This is a genomic window from Streptomyces sp. NPDC055243 (assembly GCF_044544025.1).
Classification (GTDB): domain Bacteria; phylum Actinomycetota; class Actinomycetes; order Streptomycetales; family Streptomycetaceae; genus Streptomyces.
Map to the genome: position 1 here is coordinate 1 of NZ_JBITWR010000002.1, position 26,269 is coordinate 26,269.

General features: G+C 70.5%; 23 protein-coding genes. 6 read left to right on the top strand and 17 right to left on the bottom strand.

Annotation, left to right across the window (positions count from 1 at the left end):
• Positions 1 to 152: 152 nt before the first annotated feature.
• The 4 genes from ACIGXX_RS04975 to ACIGXX_RS04990 form a co-directional block, all read right to left on the bottom strand.
• The gene (locus ACIGXX_RS04975) at positions 153 to 830 is read right to left on the bottom strand and encodes a TrkA family potassium uptake protein (protein ID WP_160507675.1); all 678 of its coding nucleotides are present in this window, start codon (positions 828 to 830) and stop codon (positions 153 to 155) included.
• Positions 830 to 1,498: a TrkA family potassium uptake protein gene (locus ACIGXX_RS04980; protein WP_351158081.1), complete on the bottom strand. Its 669-nt coding sequence runs from the start codon at positions 1,496 to 1,498 to the stop codon at positions 830 to 832. The genes ACIGXX_RS04975 and ACIGXX_RS04980 overlap by 1 nt, the downstream gene beginning before the upstream one ends.
• 139 nt (positions 1,499 to 1,637) lie before the next feature.
• A complete protein-coding gene (locus ACIGXX_RS04985) occupies positions 1,638 to 1,877 on the bottom strand; it encodes a hypothetical protein (RefSeq protein WP_351158084.1) in 240 nt (79 codons plus the stop codon).
• On the bottom strand, positions 1,877 to 2,206 hold the full coding sequence (locus ACIGXX_RS04990; protein ID WP_351158086.1) for a winged helix-turn-helix domain-containing protein: 330 nt from the start codon (positions 2,204 to 2,206) through the stop codon (positions 1,877 to 1,879). The genes ACIGXX_RS04985 and ACIGXX_RS04990 overlap by 1 nt, the downstream gene beginning before the upstream one ends.
• A 205-nt stretch (positions 2,207 to 2,411) precedes the next feature.
• Here ACIGXX_RS04990 and ACIGXX_RS04995 point away from each other — a divergent pair, with 205 nt between their 5' ends.
• From ACIGXX_RS04995 to ACIGXX_RS05005, 3 genes are all read left to right on the top strand, one after another.
• Entirely contained in the window at positions 2,412 to 4,697 is a 2,286-nt protein-coding gene (locus ACIGXX_RS04995) for an MMPL family transporter (RefSeq protein WP_399972867.1), read from the top strand.
• Between the two features lie 61 nt (positions 4,698 to 4,758).
• Positions 4,759 to 6,813: an APC family permease gene (locus ACIGXX_RS05000; RefSeq protein WP_399972870.1), complete on the top strand. Its 2,055-nt coding sequence runs from the start codon at positions 4,759 to 4,761 to the stop codon at positions 6,811 to 6,813.
• Positions 6,814 to 6,926: 113 nt separating this feature from the next.
• Positions 6,927 to 8,312 (top strand): class I SAM-dependent RNA methyltransferase, encoded by a 1,386-nt coding sequence (locus ACIGXX_RS05005; RefSeq protein WP_351158095.1) that lies wholly within the window; start codon positions 6,927 to 6,929, stop codon positions 8,310 to 8,312.
• Between the two features lie 74 nt (positions 8,313 to 8,386).
• Here ACIGXX_RS05005 and ACIGXX_RS05010 read toward each other — a convergent pair whose 3' ends face one another.
• On the bottom strand, positions 8,387 to 8,560 hold the full coding sequence (locus tag ACIGXX_RS05010) for a CsbD family protein (RefSeq protein WP_351158098.1): 174 nt from the start codon (positions 8,558 to 8,560) through the stop codon (positions 8,387 to 8,389).
• Positions 8,561 to 8,795: 235 nt separating this feature from the next.
• Here ACIGXX_RS05010 and ACIGXX_RS05015 point away from each other — a divergent pair, with 235 nt between their 5' ends.
• Together ACIGXX_RS05015 and ACIGXX_RS05020 are read left to right on the top strand one after the other, a co-directional pair.
• Positions 8,796 to 8,966: a hydrophobic protein gene (locus ACIGXX_RS05015; RefSeq protein ID WP_351158101.1), complete on the top strand. Its 171-nt coding sequence runs from the start codon at positions 8,796 to 8,798 to the stop codon at positions 8,964 to 8,966.
• A 146-nt stretch (positions 8,967 to 9,112) separates the two neighbouring features.
• Positions 9,113 to 10,291, top strand: coding sequence for a spore photoproduct lyase family protein (locus ACIGXX_RS05020; protein WP_399972875.1), 1,179 nt, complete (start codon positions 9,113 to 9,115; stop codon positions 10,289 to 10,291).
• A 9-nt stretch (positions 10,292 to 10,300) separates the two neighbouring features.
• Here ACIGXX_RS05020 and ACIGXX_RS05025 read toward each other — a convergent pair whose 3' ends face one another.
• From ACIGXX_RS05025 to ACIGXX_RS05050, 6 genes are all read right to left on the bottom strand, one after another.
• Positions 10,301 to 11,278 (bottom strand): fumarylacetoacetate hydrolase family protein, encoded by a 978-nt coding sequence (locus tag ACIGXX_RS05025; RefSeq protein WP_399972878.1) that lies wholly within the window; start codon positions 11,276 to 11,278, stop codon positions 10,301 to 10,303.
• Between the two features lie 50 nt (positions 11,279 to 11,328).
• A complete protein-coding gene (locus ACIGXX_RS05030; RefSeq protein ID WP_351158109.1) occupies positions 11,329 to 12,261 on the bottom strand; it encodes a VOC family protein in 933 nt (310 codons plus the stop codon).
• A gap of 112 nt (positions 12,262 to 12,373) precedes the next feature.
• Positions 12,374 to 13,381, bottom strand: a complete 1,008-nt coding sequence (locus ACIGXX_RS05035) for an amidohydrolase family protein (RefSeq protein WP_399974289.1) — start codon at positions 13,379 to 13,381, stop codon at positions 12,374 to 12,376.
• Positions 13,382 to 13,395: 14 nt separating this feature from the next.
• Positions 13,396 to 14,538, bottom strand: coding sequence for an FAD-dependent oxidoreductase (locus tag ACIGXX_RS05040; protein WP_399972882.1), 1,143 nt, complete (start codon positions 14,536 to 14,538; stop codon positions 13,396 to 13,398).
• 25 nt (positions 14,539 to 14,563) lie between these two features.
• Positions 14,564 to 15,538 carry a cyclase family protein gene (locus ACIGXX_RS05045; protein ID WP_383823801.1) on the bottom strand — a complete coding sequence of 325 codons (975 nt, stop codon included), beginning with the start codon at positions 15,536 to 15,538 and terminating at the stop codon, positions 14,564 to 14,566.
• Positions 15,535 to 16,530, bottom strand: coding sequence for a fumarylacetoacetate hydrolase family protein (locus ACIGXX_RS05050; protein WP_399974292.1), 996 nt, complete (start codon positions 16,528 to 16,530; stop codon positions 15,535 to 15,537). Before ACIGXX_RS05050 ends, ACIGXX_RS05045 begins: the two co-directional genes overlap by 4 nt.
• A gap of 223 nt (positions 16,531 to 16,753) precedes the next feature.
• On the opposite strand from ACIGXX_RS05050, the gene ACIGXX_RS05055 reads away from it, so the two are divergent.
• Complete coding sequence (locus ACIGXX_RS05055; protein ID WP_361468112.1) at positions 16,754 to 17,665, top strand: LysR family transcriptional regulator; 912 nt, start codon at positions 16,754 to 16,756, stop codon at positions 17,663 to 17,665.
• A gap of 39 nt (positions 17,666 to 17,704) precedes the next feature.
• On the opposite strand, the gene ACIGXX_RS05060 is transcribed toward ACIGXX_RS05055, so the two are convergent.
• From ACIGXX_RS05060 to ACIGXX_RS05085, 6 genes are all read right to left on the bottom strand, one after another.
• Positions 17,705 to 18,598, bottom strand: coding sequence for an SDR family NAD(P)-dependent oxidoreductase (locus ACIGXX_RS05060; protein WP_399974295.1), 894 nt, complete (start codon positions 18,596 to 18,598; stop codon positions 17,705 to 17,707).
• Positions 18,599 to 18,704: 106 nt separating this feature from the next.
• On the bottom strand, positions 18,705 to 19,940 hold the full coding sequence (gene thrS, locus ACIGXX_RS05065; protein ID WP_399972886.1) for a threonine--tRNA ligase: 1,236 nt from the start codon (positions 19,938 to 19,940) through the stop codon (positions 18,705 to 18,707).
• A gap of 656 nt (positions 19,941 to 20,596) precedes the next feature.
• The gene (locus ACIGXX_RS05070) at positions 20,597 to 21,187 is read right to left on the bottom strand and encodes a DUF305 domain-containing protein (RefSeq protein ID WP_351158124.1); all 591 of its coding nucleotides are present in this window, start codon (positions 21,185 to 21,187) and stop codon (positions 20,597 to 20,599) included.
• A gap of 104 nt (positions 21,188 to 21,291) precedes the next feature.
• A complete protein-coding gene (locus ACIGXX_RS05075) occupies positions 21,292 to 22,206 on the bottom strand; it encodes a DUF1996 domain-containing protein (RefSeq protein ID WP_399972890.1) in 915 nt (304 codons plus the stop codon).
• Positions 22,207 to 22,307: 101 nt separating this feature from the next.
• Positions 22,308 to 24,224, bottom strand: coding sequence for a discoidin domain-containing protein (locus tag ACIGXX_RS05080; protein WP_399972893.1), 1,917 nt, complete (start codon positions 24,222 to 24,224; stop codon positions 22,308 to 22,310).
• Positions 24,225 to 24,308: 84 nt separating this feature from the next.
• Positions 24,309 to 26,123 carry a coagulation factor 5/8 type domain-containing protein gene (locus ACIGXX_RS05085; protein WP_366464371.1) on the bottom strand — a complete coding sequence of 605 codons (1,815 nt, stop codon included), beginning with the start codon at positions 26,121 to 26,123 and terminating at the stop codon, positions 24,309 to 24,311.
• Positions 26,124 to 26,269: the final 146 nt, after the last annotated feature.

The following is a 26,269-nucleotide window of genomic DNA, read 5'->3' on the forward strand; positions in this document are numbered from 1 at the left end:
CCGTCTCCGCCCCCCGGCACCGCCCCGCCCGGCCCCCCCCCGCCCCCCGCCGCCCCCCCCGCGCCCCCCCCGCGCGCGGGCCCCCGGCGGCCCCCCCCCCCCCCCCCCCCCCCCCCCCCCCCCCCCCCTCCACGTACAAGCAGGCGCGACGGCTAGCTGGCCGCGTCCTCCCGGCGGACCGACAGGAGGTCCTCCAGCTGCTCCTCGCGGGCCTGGGCGGCCACGAAGAGGAGCTCGTCGCCCGCCTCCAGGGAGTCGTCCGCGGTCGGCGCGAGGACGCGCGTGCCGCGGATGATCGTCACCAGTGAGGTGTCCTCGGGCCACTCGACGTCGCCGACCTGCGTGCCCGCGAGGGCCGACTCGGGCGGCAGGGTCAGCTCGACGAGGTTCGCGTCGCCGTGGCTGAAGCGCAGCAGACGGACGAGATCACCGACGCTCACCGCCTCCTCGACCAGCGCGGACATCAGGCGCGGGGTGGAGACCGCGACGTCGACGCCCCAGGACTCGTTGAAGAGCCATTCGTTCTTGGGGTTGTTCACGCGGGCCACGACCCGCGGGACGCCGTACTCGGTCTTGGCGAGCAGCGAGACGACGAGGTTGACCTTGTCGTCGCCGGTCGCGGCGATCACCACGTTGCAGCGCTGGAGCGCCGCCTCGTCGAGCGAGGTGATCTCGCAGGCGTCGGCGAGGAGCCACTCGGCCTGCGGGACGCGCTCCACCGAGATGGCGGTCGGCGCCTTGTCGATGAGCAGAATCTCGTGCCCGTTCTCCAGGAGCTCACCGGCGATGGAACGTCCCACCGCGCCGGCTCCGGCAATGGCGACCCTCATCACTGACCGCCTTCCTCGGGGCCTTCGGCGAACGCCGCTTCGACCTTCTCGACCTCGTCGGTGCGCATCATCACGTGCACCAGGTCGCCCTCCTGGAGAACCGTCTGGGAGGTCGGCAGGACCGCCTCGCCCAGCCGGGTGAGGAAGGCCACGCGGACGCCGGTCTCCTCCTGGAGCTCACTGATCTTGTGGCCGATCCAGGACGCGGACGCGTGCACCTCGGCGAGCTGTACGCCGCCGGTGGGGTCGCGCCACAGCGGCTCGGCCCCGGAGGGCAGCAGCCTGCGCAGCATCTGGTCGGCGGTCCAGCGGACCGTGGCGACGGTGGGGATGCCCAGGCGCTGGTAGACCTCGGCGCGGCGCGGGTCGTAGATGCGGGCCGCGACGTTCTCGATGCCGAACATCTCGCGGGCCACCCGGGCGGCGATGATGTTCGAGTTGTCGCCGCTGCTCACCGCGGCGAAGGCGCCCGCCTCCTCGATGCCGGCCTCGCGCAGGGTGTCCTGGTCGAAGCCGATTCCGGTGACGCGGCGGCCGCCGAAGCCGGAGCCCAGACGGCGGAAGGCGGTGGGGTCCTGGTCGATCACGGCGACCGTGTGCCCCTGTTGTTCCAGGGTTTGCGCGAGAGCGGATCCGACTCTCCCGCAGCCCATGATGACGATGTGCACGCCCGTCCTTCCGGCTGTGTCAATACTTTTTGCTCAGGCTGAACGGTAAAAGCGTCTCAGACCGAGGCCCAAGCTACACACGCGCGGTCGGTGGAGGGCACCCCCGTGCACCCGCCGGTCCTCAGGACCGGCCGCTTCCTCAGTCCACGCTGCGCAGCAGGCCCTCGACGGCCTTGAGCCGGTAGCCCATCTCGACCAGCTGCAGCCGCGCCGCCTCCTGCTCGGACCTGGCGCGCTCGACGACCTCGCGGTACTGCTCCATCGCCTCGGCCCACTGCCGGTCGCGCTCGCGGTTGCGCTGCGTCTGGAAGTAGGCGACGGCCACGATCGCGCCGGCGAGTATCAGGAAGAAGGCGACCGGGATGATCACGTCGTCCATTAAGACCCCTCTGGTGAGTGCTGTGCGGCCTCGTCCGACGCGTCCTCCCGGACGGCCGCGAGGATCGTGTCCACGTTCAATCGCACGTCGAACGGCGCCAGTTCGAAGTACTTGAGCGCCTTGCCGTCGTCGGAGAGCTCCAGGCGGCCGACGACGAGACCGGCCTTCTCCAGACGTTCGAGGTGCATGTAGAGCAGGGGCCGGGAGACACCGAGCCGCCGCGCCAGTTCGCTGACGTACAGCTGCCCCGGGGCGAGCTCGGTGATGATCCGGATCCGCTGGGCATGGCCGACGGCGGAGAGGAAGGCGAGCAGCTCTTCGCTGTCCATGGCCCGCCTTCTCGCTGGTCTTGGCGCTGTTCTTCGCGCGTCCCGAAACCTGTCAGCCAAGACTTACGCATGACGGGATCCACTGTCAATCTGCCCCCTTCAGCCTCTGCGCAGCCTCGAATAACAGTTGACGGTTCATTCCTTCACCTGTCAGTCTCCACTTACACATGAAGGTATGGGGTACGGCGAAGGGGCGGGGATGGTCATGAGAAAGCGATCGGTCACGGTGCGCGTGGCCCGGTGGAGCGCGCTGCATCCGGGGCGCGCGGTCATCGGCTGGCTGGTGTTCGTGGTGCTCTGCCTGGGGGGCGGCATCGCCGCCGGCATGAACAGCGCGACCTCGGAGGACTTCCGCGTCGGCGAGGCGGGCCGCGCCGAGGCCCTGGCGACCGAGGGCGGCGTCCAGCTGCGGCCCACGGAGCAGGTGCTGATCAGCGCCCGTTCGGGGCCGCTCGACAAGGCGGCCGCCGACGCCGCCGTCAAGGACATCACCGCCCGGATGAAGTCACTGCCCGAGGTCGCCTCGGTGGCGGCGCCGGTGGAATCGGCCGACGGGCGGGTGCTGCGGGTCCAGGTGGAGCTCAACGGCCCCGACCAGGACGGCAAGAAGAACGTCGTCCCGCTCCAGGCCCAGACCGAGCAGGCAGAGAAGGCCCACCCGGACCTGGTGATCGAGGAGACCGGCGCCGCGTCCGCGAGCAAGGGCGTCAACGACCAGCGGGGCGAGGACCTCGCCTTCTCCGAGACGATCACGCTGCCCATCACACTCATCACGCTCGCCCTGGTGTTCGGCTCGGTGGTGATGGTCGGCGTACCGCTGCTCCTCGCCGTCACCTCGATCATGGCGACCATGGGCCTGGCGATGCTGGCCTCGCACCTGCTGCCCGACACCGGCGTCGGGATGAACATGATCCTGCTCATCGGCATGGCCGTCGGCGTCGACTACACGCTCTTCTACCTCAAGCGCGAACGCGAGGAGCGGGCCCGCGCGGGCGGCCGTCTCACCTCGGAGGCGCTCGTCGAGGCCGCCGCCGCGACGGCGGGCCGCGCGATCGTGGTCTCCGGGCTCGCGGTGATCGTCTCCACCGCCACGCTCTACCTCGCCGGTGACGTCATCTTCGACTCGCTCGCGACCGGCACCATCCTGGTGGTGGCCGTCGCCGTGATCAGCTCGGTGACCGTGCTTCCCGCGCTCCTGGTCAAGCTCGGCAAGCGCGCGGAGCGCAGGGCGGCCAAGCGCCTGGCGCAGGGCAAGCCGGTGAAGACGTACGGCGAGAAGAAGCCCGGACGTGCCTGGAACGCGCTGCTCGCCCCGGCCCGCAAGCGCCCCGCGCTCACCCTGTGCATCTCCGTCCTGGCCATGCTCGGCCTCGCGCTGCCCGCGCTGAACATGGAGCTCAAGGACCCGGCCCGGGACAGCTTCTCGCGCGACATCCCGGCGATGCAGGGCTACGACCGGCTGCTCGACGCCTTCCCCGAGCAGCGCATCCGGCACCAGGTCGTGGTGCGCGCGTCGGCCGAGCAGGCCGGTGAGGTCACCCGGGCCCTGCGCGACCTGGACCGCAGGGCGGCGGCCGACCCGCTCTTCTCCCACCCCTCCAAGGCCCCGCTCCTGCGCTCCTCGGAGGACCGCAGGACCACCACCCTGGAGCTCAACGCGCCGCACGCCACGTACTCCAAGAAGGCCGTCGCCTCCCTCGACCACCTGCGCGACGACCACCTCCCCGCCACCGTCGGCAAGCTGCCCGGCGTCGAGACCGCCGTCACCGGCGAGGTGCCGCGCGGCACCGACTACGTGGAGCACCAGAACCAGAAGCTCCCGCTCGTCCTCGGCTTCCTGCTCCTGATGACCTTCGCCATGACGGTCTTCGCGTTCCGCTCGGTCGTCCTCGGACTGCTCGGCATCGTGCTCAACCTGCTCTCCGCCGCGTCCGCGCTCGGGCTGCTCGTCCTGGTCTTCCAGGGCAAGTGGGCCGAGGAACTGCTCTCGTTCATCTCGCTCGGCGGGATCTCCTCGCGGGTGCCGCTCTTCCTCTTCGTGATCCTCTTCGGGCTCTCGATGGACTATCAGGTGTTCGTGGTCAGCCGTATCCGGGAGGCCGCGCTGAACGGGGTACCCACCCCGCAGGCCGTCATCCAGGGCATCGGCTCCTCCGCCAAGGTCGTCACCAGCGCGGCGATCGTCATGGTCACCGTCTTCGCGAGCTTCGTGATGCTGCACATCCTGGAGATGAAGCAGATGGGCTTCGTCCTCGCGGTGGCCGTCCTGCTCGACGCCGTCGTGATCCGCATCATGATCCTGCCGGCGGCGCTGCTGCTGCTCGGGCGCGCCACCTGGTGGCCCTCCCGCGCGATCCGCAGGGCCGAGGAGCAGGCCGCCGAGCGGTACGGGGCGCACGGGACGATGGGGGTACCGGAATCACCGGAGGCCGCCGAAGACCGTCCGCTTTCCGGGCATTGGGCGGAGCCCCGGGCGGCGCGTCGTGGCTAACCGGAGCAGTTAGGGGGTGGTGGGTGGGCGGGCACCCATTCGAACGCTTACGATCCTCTGCGTGTCCAAACTGACCGACGTGCCCAAACGGATCCTCATCGGGCGCGCACTGCGCAGCGACCGGCTCGGAGAAACCCTCCTGCCGAAGCGCATCGCTCTACCCGTGTTCGCGTCCGACCCGCTGTCCTCCGTGGCCTATGCGCCGGGGGAAGTGCTCCTCGTCCTCTCGATCGCGGGTGTGTCGGCGTACCACTTCAGCCCCTGGATCGCTGTCGCGGTCGTCGTGCTGATGTTCACCGTCGTCGCTTCGTACCGGCAGAACGTGCACGCCTACCCGAGTGGTGGTGGCGACTACGAGGTCGCCAACACCAACCTCGGCCCCAAGGCCGGGCTCACCGTCGCGAGCGCCCTGCTCGTCGACTACGTCCTGACCGTGGCGGTGTCGATCTCCTCGGGCATCGAGAACCTCGGCTCGGCGGTCCCGTTCGTCGTCGAGCACAAGGTGCTCTGCGCCGTCGCCGTCATCGTGCTCCTCACGCTGATGAACCTGCGCGGCGTGAAGGAGTCCGGGAAGCTCTTCGCCATCCCGACGTACGTCTTCGTCGTCGGCGTCTTCCTCATGATCGCGTGGGGTGCCTTCCGGGGCATCGTCCTCGACGAGACGATGAAGGCGCCCACCGCGGACTACGAGATCAAGCCCGAGCACCAGGGACTCGCGGGCTTCGCGCTCGTCTTCCTGCTCCTGCGGGCCTTCTCCTCAGGCTGTGCCGCGCTCACCGGCGTCGAGGCGATCAGCAACGGCGTCCCGGCCTTCCGCAAGCCCAAGAGCAAGAACGCGGCGAGCACCCTGGCCCTGATGGGCGGCCTGGCCGTCACCATGTTCTGCGGCATCATCGCGCTGGCCATGACGACCAAGGTCAGGATGGCCGAGAACCCGGCCAAGGACCTGTTCCACAACGGTGCGTCGGTCGGTTCCGACTACGTCCAGAACCCGGTGATCTCCCAGGTCGCCGAGGCCGTGTTCGGCAACGGCAGCTTCCTGTTCATCGTCCTGGCCGCCGCCACCGCGCTGGTCCTCTTCCTCGCGGCCAACACGGCGTACAACGGCTTCCCGCTGCTCGGCTCGATCCTCGCGCAGGACCGCTACCTGCCGCGGCAGCTGCACACCCGCGGCGACCGGCTCGCCTTCTCCAACGGCATCGTGCTGCTCGCGGGCGCCGCGGCCCTCCTCGTCGTCATCTACGGCGCGGACTCGACCCGACTGATCCAGCTCTACATCGTCGGCGTCTTCGTCTCCTTCACGCTCAGCCAGATCGGCATGGTCCGGCACTGGAACCGCCATCTGCGCACCGAGAAGGGCCAGGCCAAGCGCCGCCACATGATCCGCTCGCGGGCGATCAACACCTTCGGCGCCTTCTTCACGGGCATGGTCCTGATCGTCGTACTCGTCACGAAGTTCACGCACGGCGCGTGGGTCGCCCTGCTCGGCATGTGCATCTTCTACGCGACGATGTCCGCGATCCGCCGCCACTACGACCGTGTGGCCGAGGAGATCGCCGCCCCGGACGCCCCCTCCGACGACAGCGTGCGCCCTTCCCGCGTGCACTCCATCGTCCTGGTCTCCAAGATCCACCGCCCGACGCTGCGCGCCCTGGCCTACGCCAAGCTGATGCGCTCGGACACCCTCGAAGCGCTGAGCATCAACGTCGACCCGGCGGAGACCAAGGCCCTCAAGGCCGAGTGGGAGCGGCGCGGCCTCACCGTCCCGCTGAAGATCCTCGACTCGCCCTACCGCGAGATCACCCGGCCGATCATCGAGTACGTGAAGAACCTGCGCCGCGAGAGCCCGCGCGACGTGGTCAGCGTGATCATCCCGGAGTACGTGGTCGGTCACTGGTACGAGCACCTGCTGCACAACCAGAGCGCGCTCCGCCTCAAGGGACGCCTGCTGTTCACGCCGGGCGTGATGGTGACGTCCGTCCCCTACCAGCTCGACTCGTCCGAGGCCGCGAAGAAGCGGGCCCGGAAGCGGTCGGAGTGGAACGCGCCGGGTGCGGTGCGGCGGGGCCCGGTCGAGAAGCGCCCGAAGGAGCCGAGCAACGGCAGCAAGGGCTAGCCCTTGTCCCGGGCGGTTGGTGAGCGGCCGGACGACACCCACGTAGACTGGTGGGCTGTTGTCCGGCCGTTTCTTTCGGCCGATCCCCTTTTACGTAGTGGAGTCACCCCGCCATGCAGGCAGAACCGAAGAAATCGCAGGCGGGGAACTCGAAGGAGGGCTCGCAGGAGACCTCCCTCGTCGGGCAGGAGTACGAGGTCGAGGTCGGCCCCGTCGCGCACGGCGGCCACTGCGTCGCCCGCACGGCCGAGGGCCGGGTGCTTTTCGTCCGCCACACGCTCCCCGGCGAGAAGGTCGTCGCGCGCGTGACCGACGGCGACGAGGACTCCCGCTTCCTGCGCGCGGACGCGGTGACCGTACTCGAACCGTCCAAGGACCGCGTCGAGGCCCCCTGCCCGTACGCGGGACCCGGCCGCTGCGGCGGCTGCGACTGGCAGCACGCCAAGCCGGGCGCGCAGCGCCGCCTCAAGGGCGAGGTCATCACCGAGCAGCTCCAGCGCCTCGCGGGCCTCACCCCCGAGGAGGCCGGCTGGGACGGCACGGTGCTGCCCGCGGAGGGCGACAAGCTGCCCGGGGGAGAGGTCCCGGCCTGGCGCACGCGCGTCCAGTACGCGGTGGACCCCGACGGCAACGCGGGCCTGCGCCGCCACCGTTCGCACGAGGTCGAGCCCATCGAGCACTGCATGATCGCGGCGCCCGGTGTCTCGGAGCTCGGCATCGAGAAGCACGACTGGTCCGGCATGGAGTCGGTCGAGGCCATCGCGGCCACGGGCTCCCAGGACCGCCAGGTGATCCTGGAGCCGAAGCCGGGCGCGCGCCTGCCGCTCGTGGAGCTGGACAAGCCGGTCTCGGTGCTGCGCATCGCCGAACAGGACGGCGGGGTCCACCGCGTCCACGGCCGTCCCTTCGTCCGCGAGCGCGCCGACAACCGCACCTACCGCGTCGGCAACGGCGGCTTCTGGCAGGTCCACCCGAAGGCCGCGGAGACGCTGATGCTCGCGGTCATGCAGGGCCTGACGCCCCGCAAGGGCGAGACGGCCCTGGACCTCTACTGCGGCGTGGGCCTGTTCGCGGGCGCGATCGCCGACCGGGTCGGCGACCAGGGCGCGGTCCTCGGCATCGAGTCCGGCAAGCGAGCGGTCGAGGACGCCCGGCACAACCTGGCCGCCTTCGACCGCGTCCGCATCGAACAGGGCAAGGTCGAGGCCGCCCTGCCGCGCACCGGCATCACCGAGGTCGACCTGATCGTCCTCGACCCGCCGCGCGCGGGCGCGGGCAAGCAGACGGTGAAGCACCTGGCGGGCCTGGGCGCCCGAAGGATCGCGTACGTGGCCTGCGACCCGGCCGCCCTGGCACGCGACGTGGCGTACTTCCGTGAGGGCGGCTACCGGGTGCGGTCGCTGCGGGCGTTCGACCTGTTCCCGATGACGCATCACGTGGAGTGCGTGGCGATCCTGGAGCCGATCAAGCCGGCGAAGCCGGTGAAGAAGGGCGACTGACCTGCCACATCACACATGCCGGTGGGGCGCCCCCTGAGAAAGGGGGCGCCCCACCGGCATGTTCGGTGGTGTTGCTAGTGCTTGCCGATGTCCTTGGTCTTTTCCTTGGCCTCGCGTGCGTCGCCCTTCATCTGCTGGGCGTGGCCCTTGGCGGTGAGGCTCTCGTTGCCCACAGCGCGTCCGGCGGCCTTCGCGGCTGCGCCGGTGGCCTGCTCGATCTTTGCCTTGGCCTTCTCGTTGGCGGTCATGTCCGCTCACGCTCCCTTGGCATCGACATCATGTGCTGTCAGTCCGCCTGGCCGCTCAGCCGCTCGGCAAACATCCCGGGCTTCTTCGATCTTCTTCGGCCGGGTGTGTGTGGCCGGGGCGGAACGGGGCACTCCATGGTGCGGTCGCATGCCCTGCACTCTGTGAAAGAAACACACCTTTTGTGTGTTTGTGAGATGGAGTTAAGAGCACACGGTGGCCTGGAGGTTGATAACAATGGTTCCCCTGATTCTGGTACTTCTTCTGGCCCTGCTCCTCTTCGGTGCGGGCTTCGCGCTCAAGGCACTGTGGTGGATCGCCGTCATCGTGCTCGTGGTGTGGCTGCTCGGCTTCGTGATCCGGCCCGCTGCGGGCGGCGGCCGCAAGGGCCGTTGGTATCGATGGTGATCAGCTTCGCCTGATGGCGACATGGAACGGCGCCGCGCCATGACAAGTGGTGCGTGCGTCCGAGGGGTGGGCCCGGCCTGGGACGGCCGGGCCCACCCCTCTTTCCGCGTGGCGGCTGAGATCCTTGGTGCGGAAAGGAACAGCACATGGATCAGTCGGCGGCAGGACCTGCCCCGGGAGAGCCCGAGCAGCAAGCGCTCTTCGGATGGTCGGACACCTTACCGGCGCCGCCGGCCGCGCGCGGGGCGTTCCGGGACAGTCCGCGGGCACGGCGGATGCTCGATGTGCGGGAGGTGTACGCAGAGGGGGCGGCCCTCGACTCTCCGCGCGGTCAGCAGATCATGGCCCGGTTGCCGGGTGTGCGCGTGACCGAGGTCGAAAGCCACTGGCGGATTCCCTCCCTGCACGGCAACGACGGCAACATCGCCCGGTGGGTCCGCATCAAGACCGAGACGCTCGTCCTCGGCGTCAAGCACACCCTCGCCACGCGCCCCAACGGCAGGTCGGCCGACTGGATCGCCCCCGGCCCCTCCAACGGGTGCGCGATGGCATGCGCCTACTGCTACGTCCCCCGCCGCAAGGGCTTCGCCAACCCCATCACGCTGTTCACCAACATCGAGGCGATCGTCGCTCATGTCCGCCGCCACGTACGGGCCCAGGGTCCCAAGAGCGAACCCAACCAGTGCGACCCCCGGGCATGGGTCTACGACATCGGCGAGAACGGCGACTGCTCCGTCGACGCCCTGGTCTGCGACAACACCGCGGATCTCGTCGCCGCGTTCCGCGGCCTGCCGACGGCCAAGGCCTCCTTCGCGACCAAGTTCGTCAACCCCGACCTGCTGGCCCTCGACCCGCAGGGGCGCACGCGGGTCCGCTTCTCGCTCATGCCGGCCGCCGACGCCCGCCTCCTCGACATCCGCACCAGCCCGGTCGACGAGCGGATCGCCGCGGCAGCCGACTTCCTCGACGCCGGGTACGAAGTCCACTTCAACCTCTCGCCGGTCGTGCTGCGCCTGGGATGGCAGCGGGACTGGGCCGAGCTTCTCGACCATCTCGACGATGTCCTGCCCGCCCGCGTGAAGGAGCAGGCGGCGGCCGAGATCATCATGCTGACCCACAACCAGTCGCTCCACGAGGTCAACTTGGGCTGGCACCCTCGCGCGGAGGACGTGCTGTGGCAGCCGGACGCCCAGGAGACCAAGCGCTCCCAGAACGGCGCCCTCAACGTCCGCTACGCCAGGGAGATCAAGCAGCAGTCCTTGGTGCGCATCGAGGAACTGATCGCCGATCACGCGCCGTGGCTGCGCGTCAGGTACGCCTTCTGAGCGGGCGGGTCACGGGCGCTCCCGGCTCCGGCGGCGCCCGGTGGGCAGGGGGAACGGGGCAGGGCCCGGGACCACCCTGTTCGTGAGGGTGCCGATGGCCTCCGCCGTGAGGGTGACCGTGTCTCCGGGGCGGAGGGGCGGCGGGGACTGTTCGCCCCGTACGCCCCAGAGTTCCGCGAGACAGCCGCCGTTGCCGCACGTGCCCGAACCCAGGACGTCGCCGGGGTGGACCGCCGTGCCGCGTGAGGCGTACGCCGTCATCTCCTCGAAGGTCCAGCTCATGTTGGACAGCAGGTCCTTGCCGATGACCTGGCCGTTGACCTCGGCGGTCAGGGCCAGCCGCAGGAAGCCCTCCGCGTCGCGGTAGGGCTCCAGTTCGTCAGCCGTGACCAGGTACGGGCCGAGGGTCGTGGCGGTGTCCTTGCCCTTGCAGGGCCCCAGGCCGACCTTCATCTCGGCCGACTGGAGATCGCGGGCCGACCAGTCGTTGAAGAGGGTGTAGCCGATGATGTGGTCGCGGGCCCGCTCCGGGGTGAGGTCCTGGCCCTTGCTGCCGATGACCGCCGCGATCTCGAGTTCGTAGTCCAGGACGGCCGAGCCCGGAGGCATCGGGATGTCGTCGTGGGGGCCGAACACCGCGTGGGGGTTCGTGAAGTAGAACGTAGGCGCCGCGTACCACTGCTCGGGCACGCCGCTCACGCCGTCCACCGCGCGGCGGACACCCTCGACGTGCTCCTCGAACGTGACGAAGTCCCTTATGGAGGTGGGCTGGAGGGGTGGGAGAAGCCGTACGTGGGACACGCGGGGGCCTGCCGGTTCGGCCAGGGCCAGGGCACTCGCGCCGGCGCGCAGCAGGTCCGGCAGGCCGTTCCCCGCCCGGATCAGCTCCGTCAGGGAGGTGGCGCCGGGCACGGGGTGGAGCGTGCCGTCCTCCTCCACCACGGCGACACGGGTGCGGTGCTGGTGTTCGTACGTGGCGAAACGCATGCGGGCGGCTCTCTCTCCTCTGTCCTTCTTGTCTCTCCCGGCGGTTCGGGTCAGACCGGCGGGGCTATGAACACGCCTCGGTCGGGGTCGTTGAACGACTCCTTGGCGACGAGTTCGTTCATCGGGTTGGCCGTGCCCCACTGGTCGGTGACCTCGGGGCGGGAGAAGTCGTAGACGTGCGGGTGCCAGGTGTCCTCGTCAAGGGCCTCCAACTCCGTCGTGTACTCGACGGTGTTGCCGTGCGGGTCCAGGAAGTACGTGAAGGTGTTGTCGCCCGCCATGTGCCGGCCCGGACCCCAGATCTTCCGGAACCCCGCGCGCATGACACGGCCCGAGCCGCGCATGTACTCGTCCAGGCCGCGCATCTCGAAGGAGACGTGGTGCAGGGCCGTGTGCGGGCCCTGGGCGATGGCCATGGAGTGATGCTGGTTGCTGATCCGCATGAAGTGCATGACCTCGCCCATGTGGGGAGAGCTGAGCGTGTCCGACAGGGCGAAGCCCAGGTGTCGCTCGTACCACTCCCGAGTCCGGTTCAGATCAGGGGAGTTGAGGACCACGTGCGACAGCTTGACCGGGATCGCCTCCTTCTCCTCGATCTTGCGGTGCCGCCTGACCTCGACGTCCGCGGAGACCTCGATGGTGCGCCCGTCGACGTCGAAGAACCGGAAGCCGTAGCCCCCTCCTGGGGTGTCGACCTTGCCCGGATCGCTGAGCAACTGGACTCCAGCAGCCGCGAGTTCCTCGGCCAGCGTGTCCACGTCCGCCCGCGAAGACGCTCCGTACGAGACGAGGTCCAGGCGCTTCTCGTCCGCTTTGCGCAGGCGCACCACGTACTGCTCCGGTGAGCCCTCTGCGGCCAGGAAGGAGATGCCGGAGTCCTCGGCGACCTTGGTCAGGCCCCAGACGCCGGAGTAGAAGTCCAGCTGCTTGTCGTAGTCGGGGACGGCCAGGTCTACGTGCCTGAGGTGGGTGAGCAGGCGCATGATGTCAGTCCGTTCGCTGAGTTCGCTGAGTTCACTGAGTTCACTGAGTTCACTGAGTTCACTGAGTTCACTGAGTTCGCCGAGTTTGCTGAATTCACTGGATTCGCTTGATTCACTGAAGCTGGAGGAGGGTGGCCGCGTTTGCGCCGCGCACGGCGGCGAGGTCCGCTTCGGAAAGCCGCGCGGCGCGCAGCGCGCCCACCGGGTCCTCGGACCCCATGTCGAAGGGGTAGTCGGAGCCGAGGAGTACACGGTCCGCACCCGCCGCACGGATCAACTCGCGCAGTACGTACGGGTCGTGGACCAGCGAGTCGAAGTAGAGCCGCTTGAGGTAGGTGCTCGGCGCGTGGGCGCAGGACGCGCCCGCGTCCGCGCGGGTTGACCAGGCGTGGTCGGAGCGGCCCATGTGCGTGGGCAGGTACCCGCCCCCGTGCGCCGCGATCAGCCTCAGCTCCGGGTGCCGGTCCAGGACGCCGGAGAAGATGAGGTGGGAGAGCGCCACGGCGTTCTCGGTGGGCTGGCCGACGGTGTTGGACAGATACCAGCGGTCGAGGCGGTCGTCGAGCGTGCAGCCGAAGGGGTGCAGGAAGATGAGCGCGCCCGTCTCCTCGGCGCGGGACCAGAAGGGTTCGTAGGCCGGGTCCGAGAGCTCGCGACCGGGCGCGTGGCTGGAGATCTCCACCCCCAACAGGCCCTGCTCCAGCGCATTTTCGAGGGCGCCCACCGTCCGTTCCGGGTGGTGAAGCGGCGCCAGTCCGAGGCCCTTCAGGCGGTCGGGAGCCGTCGAACAGTGCCTCGCCGTCGCCTCGTTGGCCAGTCGGTAGACCTTTTCGGCCGTCTCCTCGTCCGTCCAGGAGTGGTAGTGCGAGGGGGACGGGCTGACCAGCTGTACGTCCACACCCTGGGCGTCCATCGCGGCCAGACGTACGGAGGCGTCGGTGAGCCGGGGGACGCGCTCGCGCACCATGGGGCCGCTGACGGCCAGGGCGGCCGGGCCGTTGCGGCGGGCGTCCAGTGCCTGTGCCTCCGCGTGGCCGGGCAGGCCCGCCACGAGTGCCTCGATCTCGGGCAGCAGGACGTGGGCGTGCACGTCCACGGTAGGGACGGCGGGATGGCTCATGGGACCGACAGGGCTCACGGGCGCTCCTTGAGCAAAGCCATGGTGCGCCCCATCAGGGCGGGTACGTCGGCGTCCCGCACCCCGTCCAGCTGCCACTGCCCGATCTGGACGGACGCCTCCACCACCGGCCGCACCCGGCGCATGCGCCGCTCGTAGTACCTCAGGAACAACGCGTCGTCCCACTCCTCGGAGCCGGAGCCGGAGCCGGTGAGCAGCTCGGCGAGGACGAGAGCGTCCTCCAGGGAGAGCGCCGCGCCCTGCGCGAGCGTGGGCGGGCAGCAGTGGGCGGCGTCGCCGGCCAGCACCACCCGGCCCCGGTGCCAGGAGCCCTCCACCAGCATCCGGTCGAACCACGTGTAGTTGACCTTCGCCGGGTCGGTGATGTGCTCGGTGATCCCCGGCCAGAAGCCGCCGTAGTGCCGGGCGATGCCTCGCATCTCGTCGGCGTACGACTGAGGAGGGATCGAGCCGCGGTCCCGCTTGGCCTCGACGACGAACGCGTAGAGCGTCGAGTCGCCGGTCGGACAGTACCCGGCTATGTAGGACGGGCCGCCGTAGGCCAGGTCGGCGCGGACGACGCCTTCGGGGCGCGGGGCCTCGACGCGCCAGATGGCCATGCCGGTGGGTTCCGGTTCGGCGGTGATGCCGATCGCGGCGCGGGTGGTGGAGCCGATGCCGTCGGCGGCGATCACCAGGTCGTAGCGCCCGGTCGTGCCGTCGCTGAACCGCACCGTCACACCGGAAGCGTCCTGCTCCAGGGAGGTGGCGCGCGTCCCCAGGCGCACGGTGGCGCCGGATGCGCGGACGGCTTCGATGAGGATGCGCTGGAGCCTCGGGCGCTGGATGCCGACGGTCGCGGGCAGGTCGTCGCCACCCGTGCGGACGTCCTCGGCGACGTGCAGGACGGTGCCGTCCGGCGCCGTGATGCCGACCGACCCGAAGCCGTGGCCGGACTCCCGCACCCGCTCCCACACGCCGAGTTCGCGCAGGACGCGCAGTGCGTTGCCCTGGAGGGTGATACCGGAGCCCGCGGTGGCGTTCCAGTCGTCCTTGGCCTCGATCAGGTCCACGTCCATGCCGGCCCGGCGCAGCAGGATCGTGGCGGCGTTGCCCGCCGCGCCGCCGCCGATGACGAGGACCGTGCGTCGTACGCTCATGAAGCGAACTCCCTTGTGTCTGTGCTCACTTGACGGCCACCGGATTGACCGGGGAGCCTACGGCGCCGGTGATCGGCAGGGGCGCTGCGGTGAGCCAGAACTCGTACACCCCGTCGGCCGCGCAGTCGTCGGCGAGCGCGTCGAGGTCCCACATCTCGCCGATCAGCAGGCCGATGTGGGGGATCGCGATCTGGTGCAGCGGCTGGAAGGCGTGCTCGAACTCGTTGGGCCGCACCTCGAATCCCCAGGTGTCGGTGGCGAGCGCGGCCATCTCGGTGCCGTGCAGCCAGCCCGCGGTGGTGAAGGAGAGACCGGGGGCCGGACCACCCGCGTAGTCGCCCCAGCCGTCGCGGCGGGTGCGGGCCAGCTGCCCGGTGCGGACGAGGACGATGTCGCCGCGCCCGGCCCGGACCCCGTGCGCATCCGCTGTCGCGGTGAGGTGCTCCTCGGTGATCGCGAACCCGTCGGGCAGCTCGCCGTCGTCGCCGATCACCCGGCCCACGTCGAGGAGCACCCCGCGCCCGGCGACGTGTGGCGCCATGTGCTCGATGCCGGTCACCAGGTCGCCCTCGGAGGTGACGACCCGAGCGGCGTCCCGGCCGTTCCACGCCTTGCCGTGGTCGAAGATGTGCCCGAGCCCGTCCCACTGCGTCGAGCACTGGAGCGGCATCGAGATCACGTCGTCCGCGCCGCCCAGGCCGTGCGGGAAGGGGTGGTTGCCGAGGGCGAAGTCGGCGCCCGTGTCGAGCATCGTGTGCACCGGGTTGCTGCGGCGGCGCCAGCCCCGCTGCGGGCCGTGCGTGTCGAAGCGCTGGGAGAGGGAGAAGCTCGCCCCGCGCCGGACCAGTGCCGCGCCCTCCCGCCGCTTGGCCTCGTCGAGGAAGTTGAGGGTGCCGAGCACGTCGTCCGCGCCCCAACGCCCCCAGTTGGAGCACGACGTGGCGGTGCGGGCGATCGCGCCCTCCGGGTCGGTGAAGTCGGCGCGGTCCGGCGACGTCACGGTGCCACCTCCGCCGCGCTCGCCGCCACATGCTCCGGCACGCTCTGCGCCACGCATCGGGTGCGCTGGGCGCCGAGTCCCGTGAGGGAGCCGTCCATGACGTCGCCGTCGCGCAGCAGCCGCCCCCAGTGCATGCCGTTGCCCGCCGGGGAGCCCGTCAACACGACGTCACCGGGCAGGAGTTGGGCCGACTGGGACGCGTACGAGACCATGCGTGCGACGTCGAAGATCATGTCCTTGGTGGACTCGTCCTGCATGGTCTCGCCGTTGAGCTTCAGCGTGACCCGCAGATCACCCGGATCGGGGATCGATCCGGCGGGCACGATCCACGGCCCGAGCGGGGTGAAGCCGGGCGCGTTCTTGCTGCGCAGCCAGTCGGTGCCGATCTGCGGCATGTCCCGGCGGAACACGGTCGCCCGGTCGGTGAGGTCGTTGGCGATGGTGTATCCGGCTACGTACCGCAGCGCTTCGTCCACCGGCACCTGATGGGCGGGGCGTCCAATCACCGCCGCCAACTCCAGTTCCCAGTCCGGCTGTTGTGCCCACGCGGGCAGGACGACATCGTCGTACGGACCCGTGATCGCACTCGGCAGGCCGATGAACACGTACGGCAGGTCCTCGGCCGCCCGCCGGTCCATGAGCGCGGCGGCCTCCTCGCGCCGCTCCTCCTCGGACCGCTCGTCCGACGGGGCGCGGTGGGCTACATGGAGGTCGATGACGTGCTTGCGGTAGTTGGCGCCGGACTGGAAGACCTGCCGCGGCTCGACCGGCGCGTGCACCCGGAACTCCGCGAGCGGCCTTCGCACCGCACCGCCGTCGGTGGCCAGCGCGCGCAGCCGGGGGAGGAACTCGTCCCAGCGTTCGAGCAGTCCGCGCACGGTCAGCGCCGGCTCTCCGAAGGCCGCGCGTACGTCGACCGCCTGCCCCTCGGGCGTCACGAGCGCGGGAAAGCCCGAGGGGTCGGTCCGGTCCGAGGCGGAGAGGGTGCCGATGGCGAAAGGCCCGGCGAAGAGCGCGGACGCGGGTCCGGACGCGGAGGCGGATACAGCTGCGGAAGCAGAAGCAGAAGCAGAAGCAGAAGCAGAAGCGGATGCGGGTTCGGCTTTCACGAACATGTCCTCCTGAGTGCGGTGTGACCAATCTGGACCCACCACCCTGGATCAGGGAAATCGATTCTGTGGATACCGGGAATCCACCGCGTTTATGGTGGAGCCCATGAACCTGGCCAGCCTCGACCTCAACCTCGTCGTCGCCCTGCGCGCCCTCCTCGAAGAGCGCAACGTGACCCGCGCCGGGGAGCGGGTCGGCCTCAGCCAGCCCGCCATGAGCGCGGCCCTGGCCCGCCTGCGCCGCCACTTCGACGACGACCTGCTCGCCAGGAGCGGCGGCCACTACACGCTCACCGCGCTCGGCCAGGTGCTCCTCGACCGCACCTCCACCGTCTACGACCTCCTCGACCGCCTCTTCAGCAGCCAGGCCAGCTTCGACCCGGCCCAGGAGCACCGGGAGTTCAGACTGCTGGCGTCGGACTACGCGGTCGCCGTCTTCGGCGCCGAACTCGCCCGTACGGTGCACGCGTCGGCGCCCGGCATCCGGCTGCGCTTCACCCAGACCCCGACCACCGTCGTCGACGACACCGGCGTACTGCTCAGCTCGGCCGACGGGCTGCTCATGCCGCACGGCATCGTCAACGACCTGCCCGCCACCGACCTCTACGAGGACCGCTGGGTCTTCCTCGTCGCGGACGACCACCCCGACGTCGGCGATCACCTCACCCGCGACGACCTCGCGCTGCTGCCGTGGGTGACCTACCAGCGGACCTACGACGCCCCTGCCGTACGGCAGTTGGGCATGCTCGGCATCGAGCCGCGCGTCGAGGTCTCGGTGGACAGCTTCCAGACCCTGCCGCTCCTGGTCGCGGGAACCCGCCGGATCGCCCTGGTCCAGGAACGGCTCGCCCGGCTGCTGGCTCCGGTCGCCCCGGTCAGAATTCTCGAACCACCGTATGAGGCAGTGCCGTTGAGGGAAGCCCTGTGGTGGCATCCCGCGCACACGCACGACGCGGCCCACATCTGGCTGCGCGAGACGGCAGCCGAGGTCGGCGCCCGGATCGCGGAGACGTCCTGAGCCCGCAGCTCCGCAGCCCCGCGGTCAGGCCTCCCGCCGTCACCGCACCGGCAGCCCGACCAGCCTCCCGCTGTCCTCCCACAGCGCTCGCGCCACCTCGTCCCTGCGCGCGAGCTCCGACAGCTCCGGCCAGGTGAGCCGCCCCTGGCGCAGGGCGGCGAGCAGACGACCGCCCGGCGGCTTCGCGATGCCGAGAACCAGGTCGGCCAGGGTGTTCCCGGCCGCCGTACGGGTGTTGAAGTGCGGGTTGAGCCTGCGCAGCGGTCGGCCGAGTACCGGCGTGCCGAGGAGCGACCAGGCCGTTCGGAGGGGGAACGAGAGGTCCTTGGCCAGGCCTGTTCCGAAGACCTGGCCCGGATCGTAGGCGAGCGCGGTGAGCCGACGCGTCGGGTACCCGGCCAGTGTTCGGGCGGTGAGGACGGCGCACAGCTTGGACGCGGTGTACGCCTGCTCGCCCGCCTTGCGCGGCCTGGGGTCGCGGCCGGGATCGTGATCGGGGTGGGCGAGCAGTTCCGCGTCGGCGTGGCGCGGCGGAGTCAACCCGGCCCGGGTGGCGGGGTCGTACGTCCCGCTCGTCGTCAGGACGACGAGCGCGCCCTCCCGCAGCGCGGGCAGCAGCAGGCGCACCAGCAGGTGGTGCGCGAGGTGGTTGACCGCGAAGGTCGTCTCGAAGCCGTCCACGGTTCTGCCGGTGGTGTCGGGACGGACCACGCCTGCGTTCAGGACCAGCGCGTCGATCGGAGTACCGCCCAGCCGTTCACGCACTGCCGCCGCGAAGGCCCGCACCGAGTCGAGCGCCGTCAGGTCCAGCGGGATCGAATCGCCGTCCGGTGCCGTACGGCGTGACCCCAGGATGAGCCGGGCCTGGCCCGACCGCGCCAGTCGTCCGGCGGCGATCGCTCCGAAGCCCGAAGTGCCGCCGGTCATCACCATCGTTGACACGCTGCCCCCTCGGGAGCCGCCGATCCGGGACGCCATCGAGCGTAGCGCCCCAAGGGGGCAGGTGCCTCCGACTCAGTTGCTCCGCTGTTCCGCCGTCCTACGAAGGCGAGCCGCCCCACAGGTCGGTGCTGTGCGCGGCGGTGAGCGCGCCGATGCGGGCGAGCACCTCGTCGGCGGGCGCCGGGTCGAGTCGGCGCCCGCCGCGCAGGCGCAGGGCGACATGGTCGTCGGCGGCTTCCTTGGCGCCGATGACCGCCTGGTAGGGCACCAGGCGGGCCTCTCTGACGCGGGCCCCCAGGGTGCCGCGCTCCGGCCCGGCGATCTCGGCCCGCAGCCCGAGCTCCCCGCAGCGCCGCGCGAACGCGTCGGCGTTCGGCCGCTCGGCGTCGGAGAGCGGCAGGACGGCGAGCTGGGTGGGGGCGAGCCAGGCGGGGAAGGCGCCGCCGTGCTGCTCGATGAGGTGGGCGACGGCTCGTTCCACGCTGCCGATGATGCTGCGGTGGACCATGACCGGCCGGTGTTTCGCGCCGTCCGCGCCGATGTAGTGCAGGTCGAACCGCTCGGGCTGGTGGAAGTCGACCTGGACGGTGGACAGGGTGGATTCCCGCCCCGCTCCGTCGGTGACCTGGACGTCGATCTTGGGGCCGTAGAACGCGGCTTCGCCTTCGACGGCTTCGTAGACAAGCCCCGACCGGTCGAGGACGTCGGTCAGCAGGGCGGTGGACCGCTGCCACATCTCGGGGGCGGCGACGTACTTCCCGCCGGGTCCCGGCAGGGAGAGGCGGTAGCGGGCCGCGGTGATGCCGAGGTCCTCGTACGCCCGGCGGATCATCTCCAGGGCGGACCGTGCCTCCTCGGCGACCTGGTCCAGGGTGCAGAAGATGTGCGCGTCGTTGAGGTGGATGGACCGGACCCGGGTGAGGCCGCCGAGCACGCCCGAGAGCTCGGAGCGGTACATGCCGCCCAACTCGGCCATGCGAAGAGGCAGTTCGCGGTAGCTGTGGGAGCGGGAACGGTAGATCACCGCGTGGTGGGGGCACAGGCTCGGCCGCAGGACGACCTGCTCGCCGCCGAGGTCCATCGGCGGGAACATGTCCTCGCTGTAGTGCGACCAGTGCCCGGAGATCTCGTACAGTTCCCGCTTGCCGAGCACCGGTGAGTACACGTGCCGGTACCCCGCCTTCCGCTCGGCGGTGCGGATGTACTCCTCCAGGGTGTGCCGCACCGCCGCGCCGTCGGGCAGCCAGTACGGCAGTCCGGCGCCGATCAGGGGGTCGGTGTCGAACAGGTCCAGCTCGCGGCCGAGCCTGCGGTGGTCGTGACGGTCGGGCATGGCGGTCTCCTCGCCTACGTCGCGTACGCCGGGTGTATGGCGTACGTCGGGTACATCGGGCGAGTGACCGCACGGCGAAGCCCCGGGGCACTCGCCCCGGGGCTTTCGACTGAGACATCGGTCAGCGCGCCGGGACACTCTCCGGCGTCGTCGTCATCGCAGCGCGCTTCATGCCGGTGACGCTAACAGAGGATCGGCGAGGGCGACTCGGTATTTTCCGCGGCACGACCGGGAAGGGGGCCGCGGACGAACCGGGGAAACAGGCTGTCCGAAGCCTGTTCCGATCATGCGTGGAGGGGTCCTGTCCTCGGCCGAGGAGTCAGGACGCAGCTCCGTGGTCGCACCGGCAGCCGTCCTGCGCCTTCCTGCTCGGCGCCGAGTGGACCCCCGCAGGCCAGCGGGAGCCGCATCACCGACGACGCGGCTCCTGCCACAGCCCTTCGTGGTGGGAAGATTCCGCATCTCACCCATGGAGGGCACCGCGCGAGGAAGCGACGAGGGGGAGCCTCGTTCCTCGCGCCCCGGGCGGCCGTCGCCACCCCGTGCGCGGCGGCCGCCATCCCTACGGCAGCTCCGATCGCACGATCCCGACGCTACTCCGTCTTCCCCCACCGTCCGTACACAAGTGCGGAGTTGGTCCGAACCGGTGTGCTATGTCATTCCTGAACGTGGGGCAACGCCCTCAGCTGGCCGGTGCGTGTGTCGGCGATGCGGGCGGCGAGACGGCGGACCTCGCCGCTGCCTGCCGAGCGGGCGGCGGAGCGTGAGACGCGCCGCGACTGGCCGAGGTGGTCGCGGAGCTCCTGGAGGACGAAGCGGTCGAAGGCGGCGCCGGTCAGCCGACGGCCCCGGGCGAGGTCGGCTTCGGTGACCATGCCGGGCATGTCGTGGCCCCGGTGCACATTGGTGTCGGGCAGCCCCATGCGAAGCAACAGGACGCGTAGCCGGGCGAGTTCCGATCCGTGGTCCTCGGCGCACTCGACCGCCCAGGTGGCCAGGCGCGGCGCCGACGCGCGGTCGGCGGCGAGTTCGAGGAGCTGCCCGGCCTGGTCGTCCATCGGGATCAGCAACTGGATCCAGCCGGTGTCGGTGGCGGTGGCCCCGGAGAGGGCGGGGCGCGCGGAGGGGGTGGGAGTGGCGGCCGGGGCGGACGGTTCCGAGCAGCCGGCCAGGAGCAAGGACGAGACCAGAGCCAGGGGCAGGAACAGGCCGAGCGCGGGGGTGATGAGAGCGGGTGCCGGCTTCATGAGCGCTTCCGGAGGGCGGGCCCGTGCCCGGCCGGAGGGGAGTCCGGCCGGGCACGGGGCTTGCGGAGAGGGTGAGTTGAGGTCGGAGGGGTCGCGTAAGTGAGTCAGGACGGACGTCCGTCGGCACCGCATTTGACGATCGGCCTGATGCAGTCCCGCACCCGGCGTTCCATCTCGTCCTCGGGCCATACGTTGATGAAGTCGCCGTGCATCGTGTACCCCGCTCCCGAGGCCAGCCGCAGGTCCGACGGGTCGCCGTTGACGGGGTAGCGCAGGACCTGCCGGAGCTTGGGCACCGGAACCGGGTGGGTGGTGGGGCAGGCGCCGTTCACCGGGTAGGACATGTGGCTCTTGTGGTCCGCGGAGTCGAGGTCCTTGCCGTTCCAGCACTGCGGGAAGTCGAGGTAGGACTCCAGCATCGATCCGGCCGGGCAGTTCACGAAGCCGGGCGACGAGCCGACCTCGCCGTGGTGCAGGCAGGACCAGCGGGAGATGGTGTTGTCGCCGGGGCCGGTGGCCTTGGCGTTGCCCGCCACGATGCGCAGGCCGCGGGGCAGGGGCCGGGTCTTGGCGATGATGTCGTCCCGTACTCCCTCGCCGAGGTAGTAGAAGGTGGTGCCGGTCGGCTCGACCGGAGTGCTGCCCTCGTACAGGGTCGGCACCCAGTAGGCGGAGAGGTCGGTGTCCGGCGCGCAGGTGCTCGCGGAGCCGTCCAGGCTGTTCAGGTCGGAGTGGGCGTCGGTCGAGGTGTTGCCGAAGAAGCTGTGCATGTGGGAGGCGCCGGGCAGGCCGGGGAAGATGATCGGGTCGTCCGGCGCGCGGTGGCTCGCGGGGCACTCGGCCAGGAACTCGGCCACGCGCACGACGTCCGCCTTGGGGGCGGCTGCCGCCATCGCGCCGCTCTCGGGGAGGGTGACGCCAAGGAGCGGCAGGGCCAAGGCCAACAGGGCCAAGGGCAGTCGCGGACGGCGACGGTGGCGGGGTGGTTCCGGCTTCGGGGGAGCGGGGTGTCTGGTCACGAGAGCTCCGTTCGGTTCGATTCGATGTGAGACATCGGCGTGAGCAGTCCCGGTGCGAGGACTCGGTGTGCGGAATCCCGGTGTGGGCAGGCGTGGCGAACTCAGCTCTTCTGTTCCGCCCGCACCCAGTCGATCTCCGCCTTGACCCCACCGGCGGCGATCTTGTCGACGCTGGACTGCGGCAGCCCCCAGTACGGCTGGGTGACCTTGTTCCAGCCCGCCGGATAGGCGCCGCCCAGGGCGAGGTTGAGGATGACGTACTGGTCGTGGTCGAAGACCCACTCGCCGCGGGTGGACTCCAGCTTGCTGCGCGTCGTCTCCTGGACGAGACGGTCGTCGACGTAGAAGCGCATGGTGGTGGGCGTCCACTCCACCGCGTACGTGTGCCACTGGTCGGCGGTGCCGCCGTTCGGGTACGTCTGGCGGGCACCGATGTTGCCGTCCGCCGAGTAGCCGGGGCCGTGCAGGGCGGTGCTGGTCCAGTCCGCGTAGCCGATGTTCTCCATGATGTCGGTCTCGCCGGAGGCGGGCCACGAGACGTTCGGGTCGTCCACGTCGCTGCCCAGCATCCAGAAGGCGGGCCAGAACCCGTCGCCGACCGGCAGCTTCATGCGCGCGCTGACCTTGCCGTACGTGAAGTCGAACTTGGTGTTGGTGTCGACGCGGCCCGAGGTGAAGTCGTAGGTGGCGCCGCCCGCGGTGGTGCAGTTGTCGCAGTAGTCGGCCTCCAGGACCAGACTGCCGTTCTCCGTACGGATGTTGTTCGTGGAGTCGACGTACGCCTGCGACTCGCCGTTGACCGAGCCCATCTCCTGGCCGGTCCTGACGACGCGCCACTTGGAGCGGTCCAGGCTCGCACCGGTGAAGTCGTCGAAGAACGTCGTCCTGTACGTCCCCGACTGGTCCCCCGGCAGTGCCGGGTACGCGGCGGACGCGCTGCCGCCCGTGCCCCACACCTGGAACTCATAGAGCGAGTAGCCGAATTGGGCGGTGGCGGGGGCCGGGTTGTAGAAGGACCGGCGTTCCTTGCCGAGCATCCGCACGTAGCGCCCGGTCGCGGGCTGCGAGAGGCGCACGCTGTCGTGCCGGCCCACCGCGTCGGCGGGGGACTTGACGTCGGCGCGGCGCGCGGCGACCTCCGCGGCGGAGGGCTTGTGCACCGTGCGCCAGTTCTGGTTGTCGTCGGAGACCTGGAGCTCGTAGTCGACGGCGTAGGCCGCCTCCCAGTACAGGTCCACCGTGTCGATGGTGGAGCGCGCGCCCAGGTCGACCGAGACCCAGCGGTTGGCGTTCCAGTCGCTGGACCAGCGGGTCTGATCGGCCTTGAGGTCGGCGGGCCAGCCGCCGTCGGTCACGAAGGAGGGTGCGTTGCCCGCGTGCTGGTAGCGGTTGGAGTAGGCGGGGTGGTTCAGGGCGAGGTTCGAGCGGGTGGTCGAGGCGGGGGCGGGTGCGCCGCCGTAGACCTTGAAGGCGTGCAGCGAGTAGCCCCAGGGCGTGGCGCGTTCGACGCCGCGCATCCTGACGTAGCGGCCCGTCACTTCCTGGGGGTAGGTGTGGGCGGTGACGGAGCCGCCGGTGCCCGCCGTCTCGGTGTAGAAGGGGGTCCAGTCGGTGCCGTTCCTCGACACCTCCAGGACGTACTTCTTGCCGTAGGCGGCTTCCCAGTCCAGGACGACGCGGTCGACGCGCAGGGTGGCGCCGAGGTCGAGGCGTATCCACGCGTCGTCGGCGAACTGGCTGGACCAGCGGGTCGACGCGTTGCCGTCGAAGGCGGCGCCGGGTCCGGCGGTGCCCGCCTCGTTGCCGGACGCGGTCGCGGATGCCGGGTTCGCGGTGTACGCCTCGGCGGCGCGGTCGGTGTCCCAGGCCGCGGCGGCGACCGCGCCGGGAGGGTCGGCCGGCGCGGCGGAGGCGAGGCCGGTCAGCAGGGTCAGGACGCAGGCCGTCGCGAGCGCGACGACAGGGGTGCGTCTCTTCCTTCGGGAGGTGCCGGTTCTTCGTGAGGTGCCGGAGCGCATGCTGCTCTCCTTGCGGGTGAGGGGCAACTGGCCGGTGCTGTAAGGGGGTTCATGGGTTCGGGCGGTTCACGCGGCTCAGGCGGTTCAGGGGAAGGAGACCACCGTGGACGGCACCGTGTTGGAGCCCGACGTGGGAGCACCGATCGCGTTGATGACGTGCGCGTACTGACCCTTGCCGCCGAGCGAGACGACGAGCAGGTGGTGGAACTTCACGCCGGACTTGTTCGGGGCGGCGAAGCCGTGCTCCTGCACGATGGTCGGGTCGACGTTGTAGTAGCAGTAGCTGCCCAGGCCCCAGCCCTCGTGGGTGTTGACGGAGTCGGCGACCTTGTACGAGGCGTAGCCCCGGATGCCGCCGTTCTGGATGGCGGCCTGGTTGGGGGCGTCGTACGCCTTCTCGTTCTGGTAGAAGATCGTGCGCCCGCGCTCGCCGTTCCACTGCACGTCGTACTTGTTGAAGTGCTCCACGAACAGGCCGGTGGCGAGCACGTCGGCGCCGTTGACGACGACGCCGTAGTCGGCCCGGTTGGTCTCCCAGCCGACGCCGTCGCCGTGGTCGGCGCGCCAGACCCAGGTGTGGTCGACGATGGTGTGGCGGCTGTTGATAACCAGGCTGGTGGTGGCCTTGCCCGCGCCCGCGCCGCCGATGCGGATGAACACGTCCTGGACGGTGGTCGGGTTGCCGACGTGCGACGCGCCCGCGCCGGCGGGGCCCACCTCGACGAGCGTCGCGGATCTCTGCGGCCCCGCGTCGACCAGGAATCCGGCCAGGCGCACCCCGTCCACGTCGGCGGTCTTCACCGCGGTGACCCCGCCGTCCGGGATGAGGGTCGCGTAGCCGAGGCCGAGGACGACGGTGTTGGCCCGCTTGACCTGGATCGGCCGGTCGAGGTGGTAGATGCCGGGGGTGAGCAGCAGGTGGAGCCCCCGGTCGAGGGCGGCGTTGAGGGTGGCCGCGCTGTCGCCCGCTTTGGCGACGTAGAAGGCGGAGAGGGAGAGGGACTGGCCCTGGGGGGTGCCGTTGCCCCAGCTGGTGCCGCGGGCGTTGGTGCGCAGGGCGGGCAGGAAGACCTTGTACTCCGCGCCGTCCAGGTAGAGGAAGGGCTTCTCGCGGGAGTACGGGGTGGTGTTCAGGGTGGTGTAGGGCGGGTTGGGGAAGGAGTTGCCGGGGGCGCCCTCGACCCCGGAGAAGACCATGTTCCACACCGCGTTGAGCCAGCCGCCGATCGAGCTGTCGCGGGTGTACCACTGCTGCTGCGAGTACGGCTGGACGGTGCCGTCGATGCGGCTGTCGGCGATGTAGCCGCCGCTGGCCCAGCCGTAGCCGTTGGGCGCGAGGTTCAGGTCGCCGCGCACGTGCATGCGGCGGAACGGGGCGGCCTGGGAGACGGCCCAGCGGTTGGCGCCGCTGACCGGCGAGAGGGAGAGGTTCTCCGCCGAACGCCAGAAGTTCTGGGTGGCGTTGCCGTTGAACCAGCCGGCGTCCACGGTGACGTCGCCGTTGATGTGGGTGTTGTCGGGGGTCAGGCCCAGGCCCATGATCGAGGTGTAGAAGCCGATCTGGGCGTTGAGACCGCTGTACGTGCCGGGCTTGAACAGCAGGGCGTAGCGGTCCGTGCCGAACTGCGCCGACTCCTGCTTCTTGAATATCTCGTCCAGTTTGGCCTGGATGCCCCCGGTGGACGGGTCGAAGACGATGACGTTCGGGCCGAAGTCGGGGGCGAGGGCGTTCGCGGGCTGCGGGCGGCGGGCCGCGGGGACCTGCGCCGAGGGGGTGTCGGGAGCGGCGACCGCCTGGGAGGCGAGCAGACCGGTGGCCGGGACCGCCAGGGCTGCGGCCAGGGCGGTGCGGCGGGAGAGGGTGGAGCTCGCGGCGGACGGAGGCAGTTGCTCAGACATGGCAAGTCTCTCTGGTAGCCGGGCGGTTGGTGCGCCGGGTGCTGACGGTGGGGGGCGGTGCCGCTCCGGGGTGGGTCTCCGGCCCGGGGTCTACGGCCCGGGGTCTCCGGGGTGGGGTGGAGTGGGGCAGAGCGGTGCCGCATGGG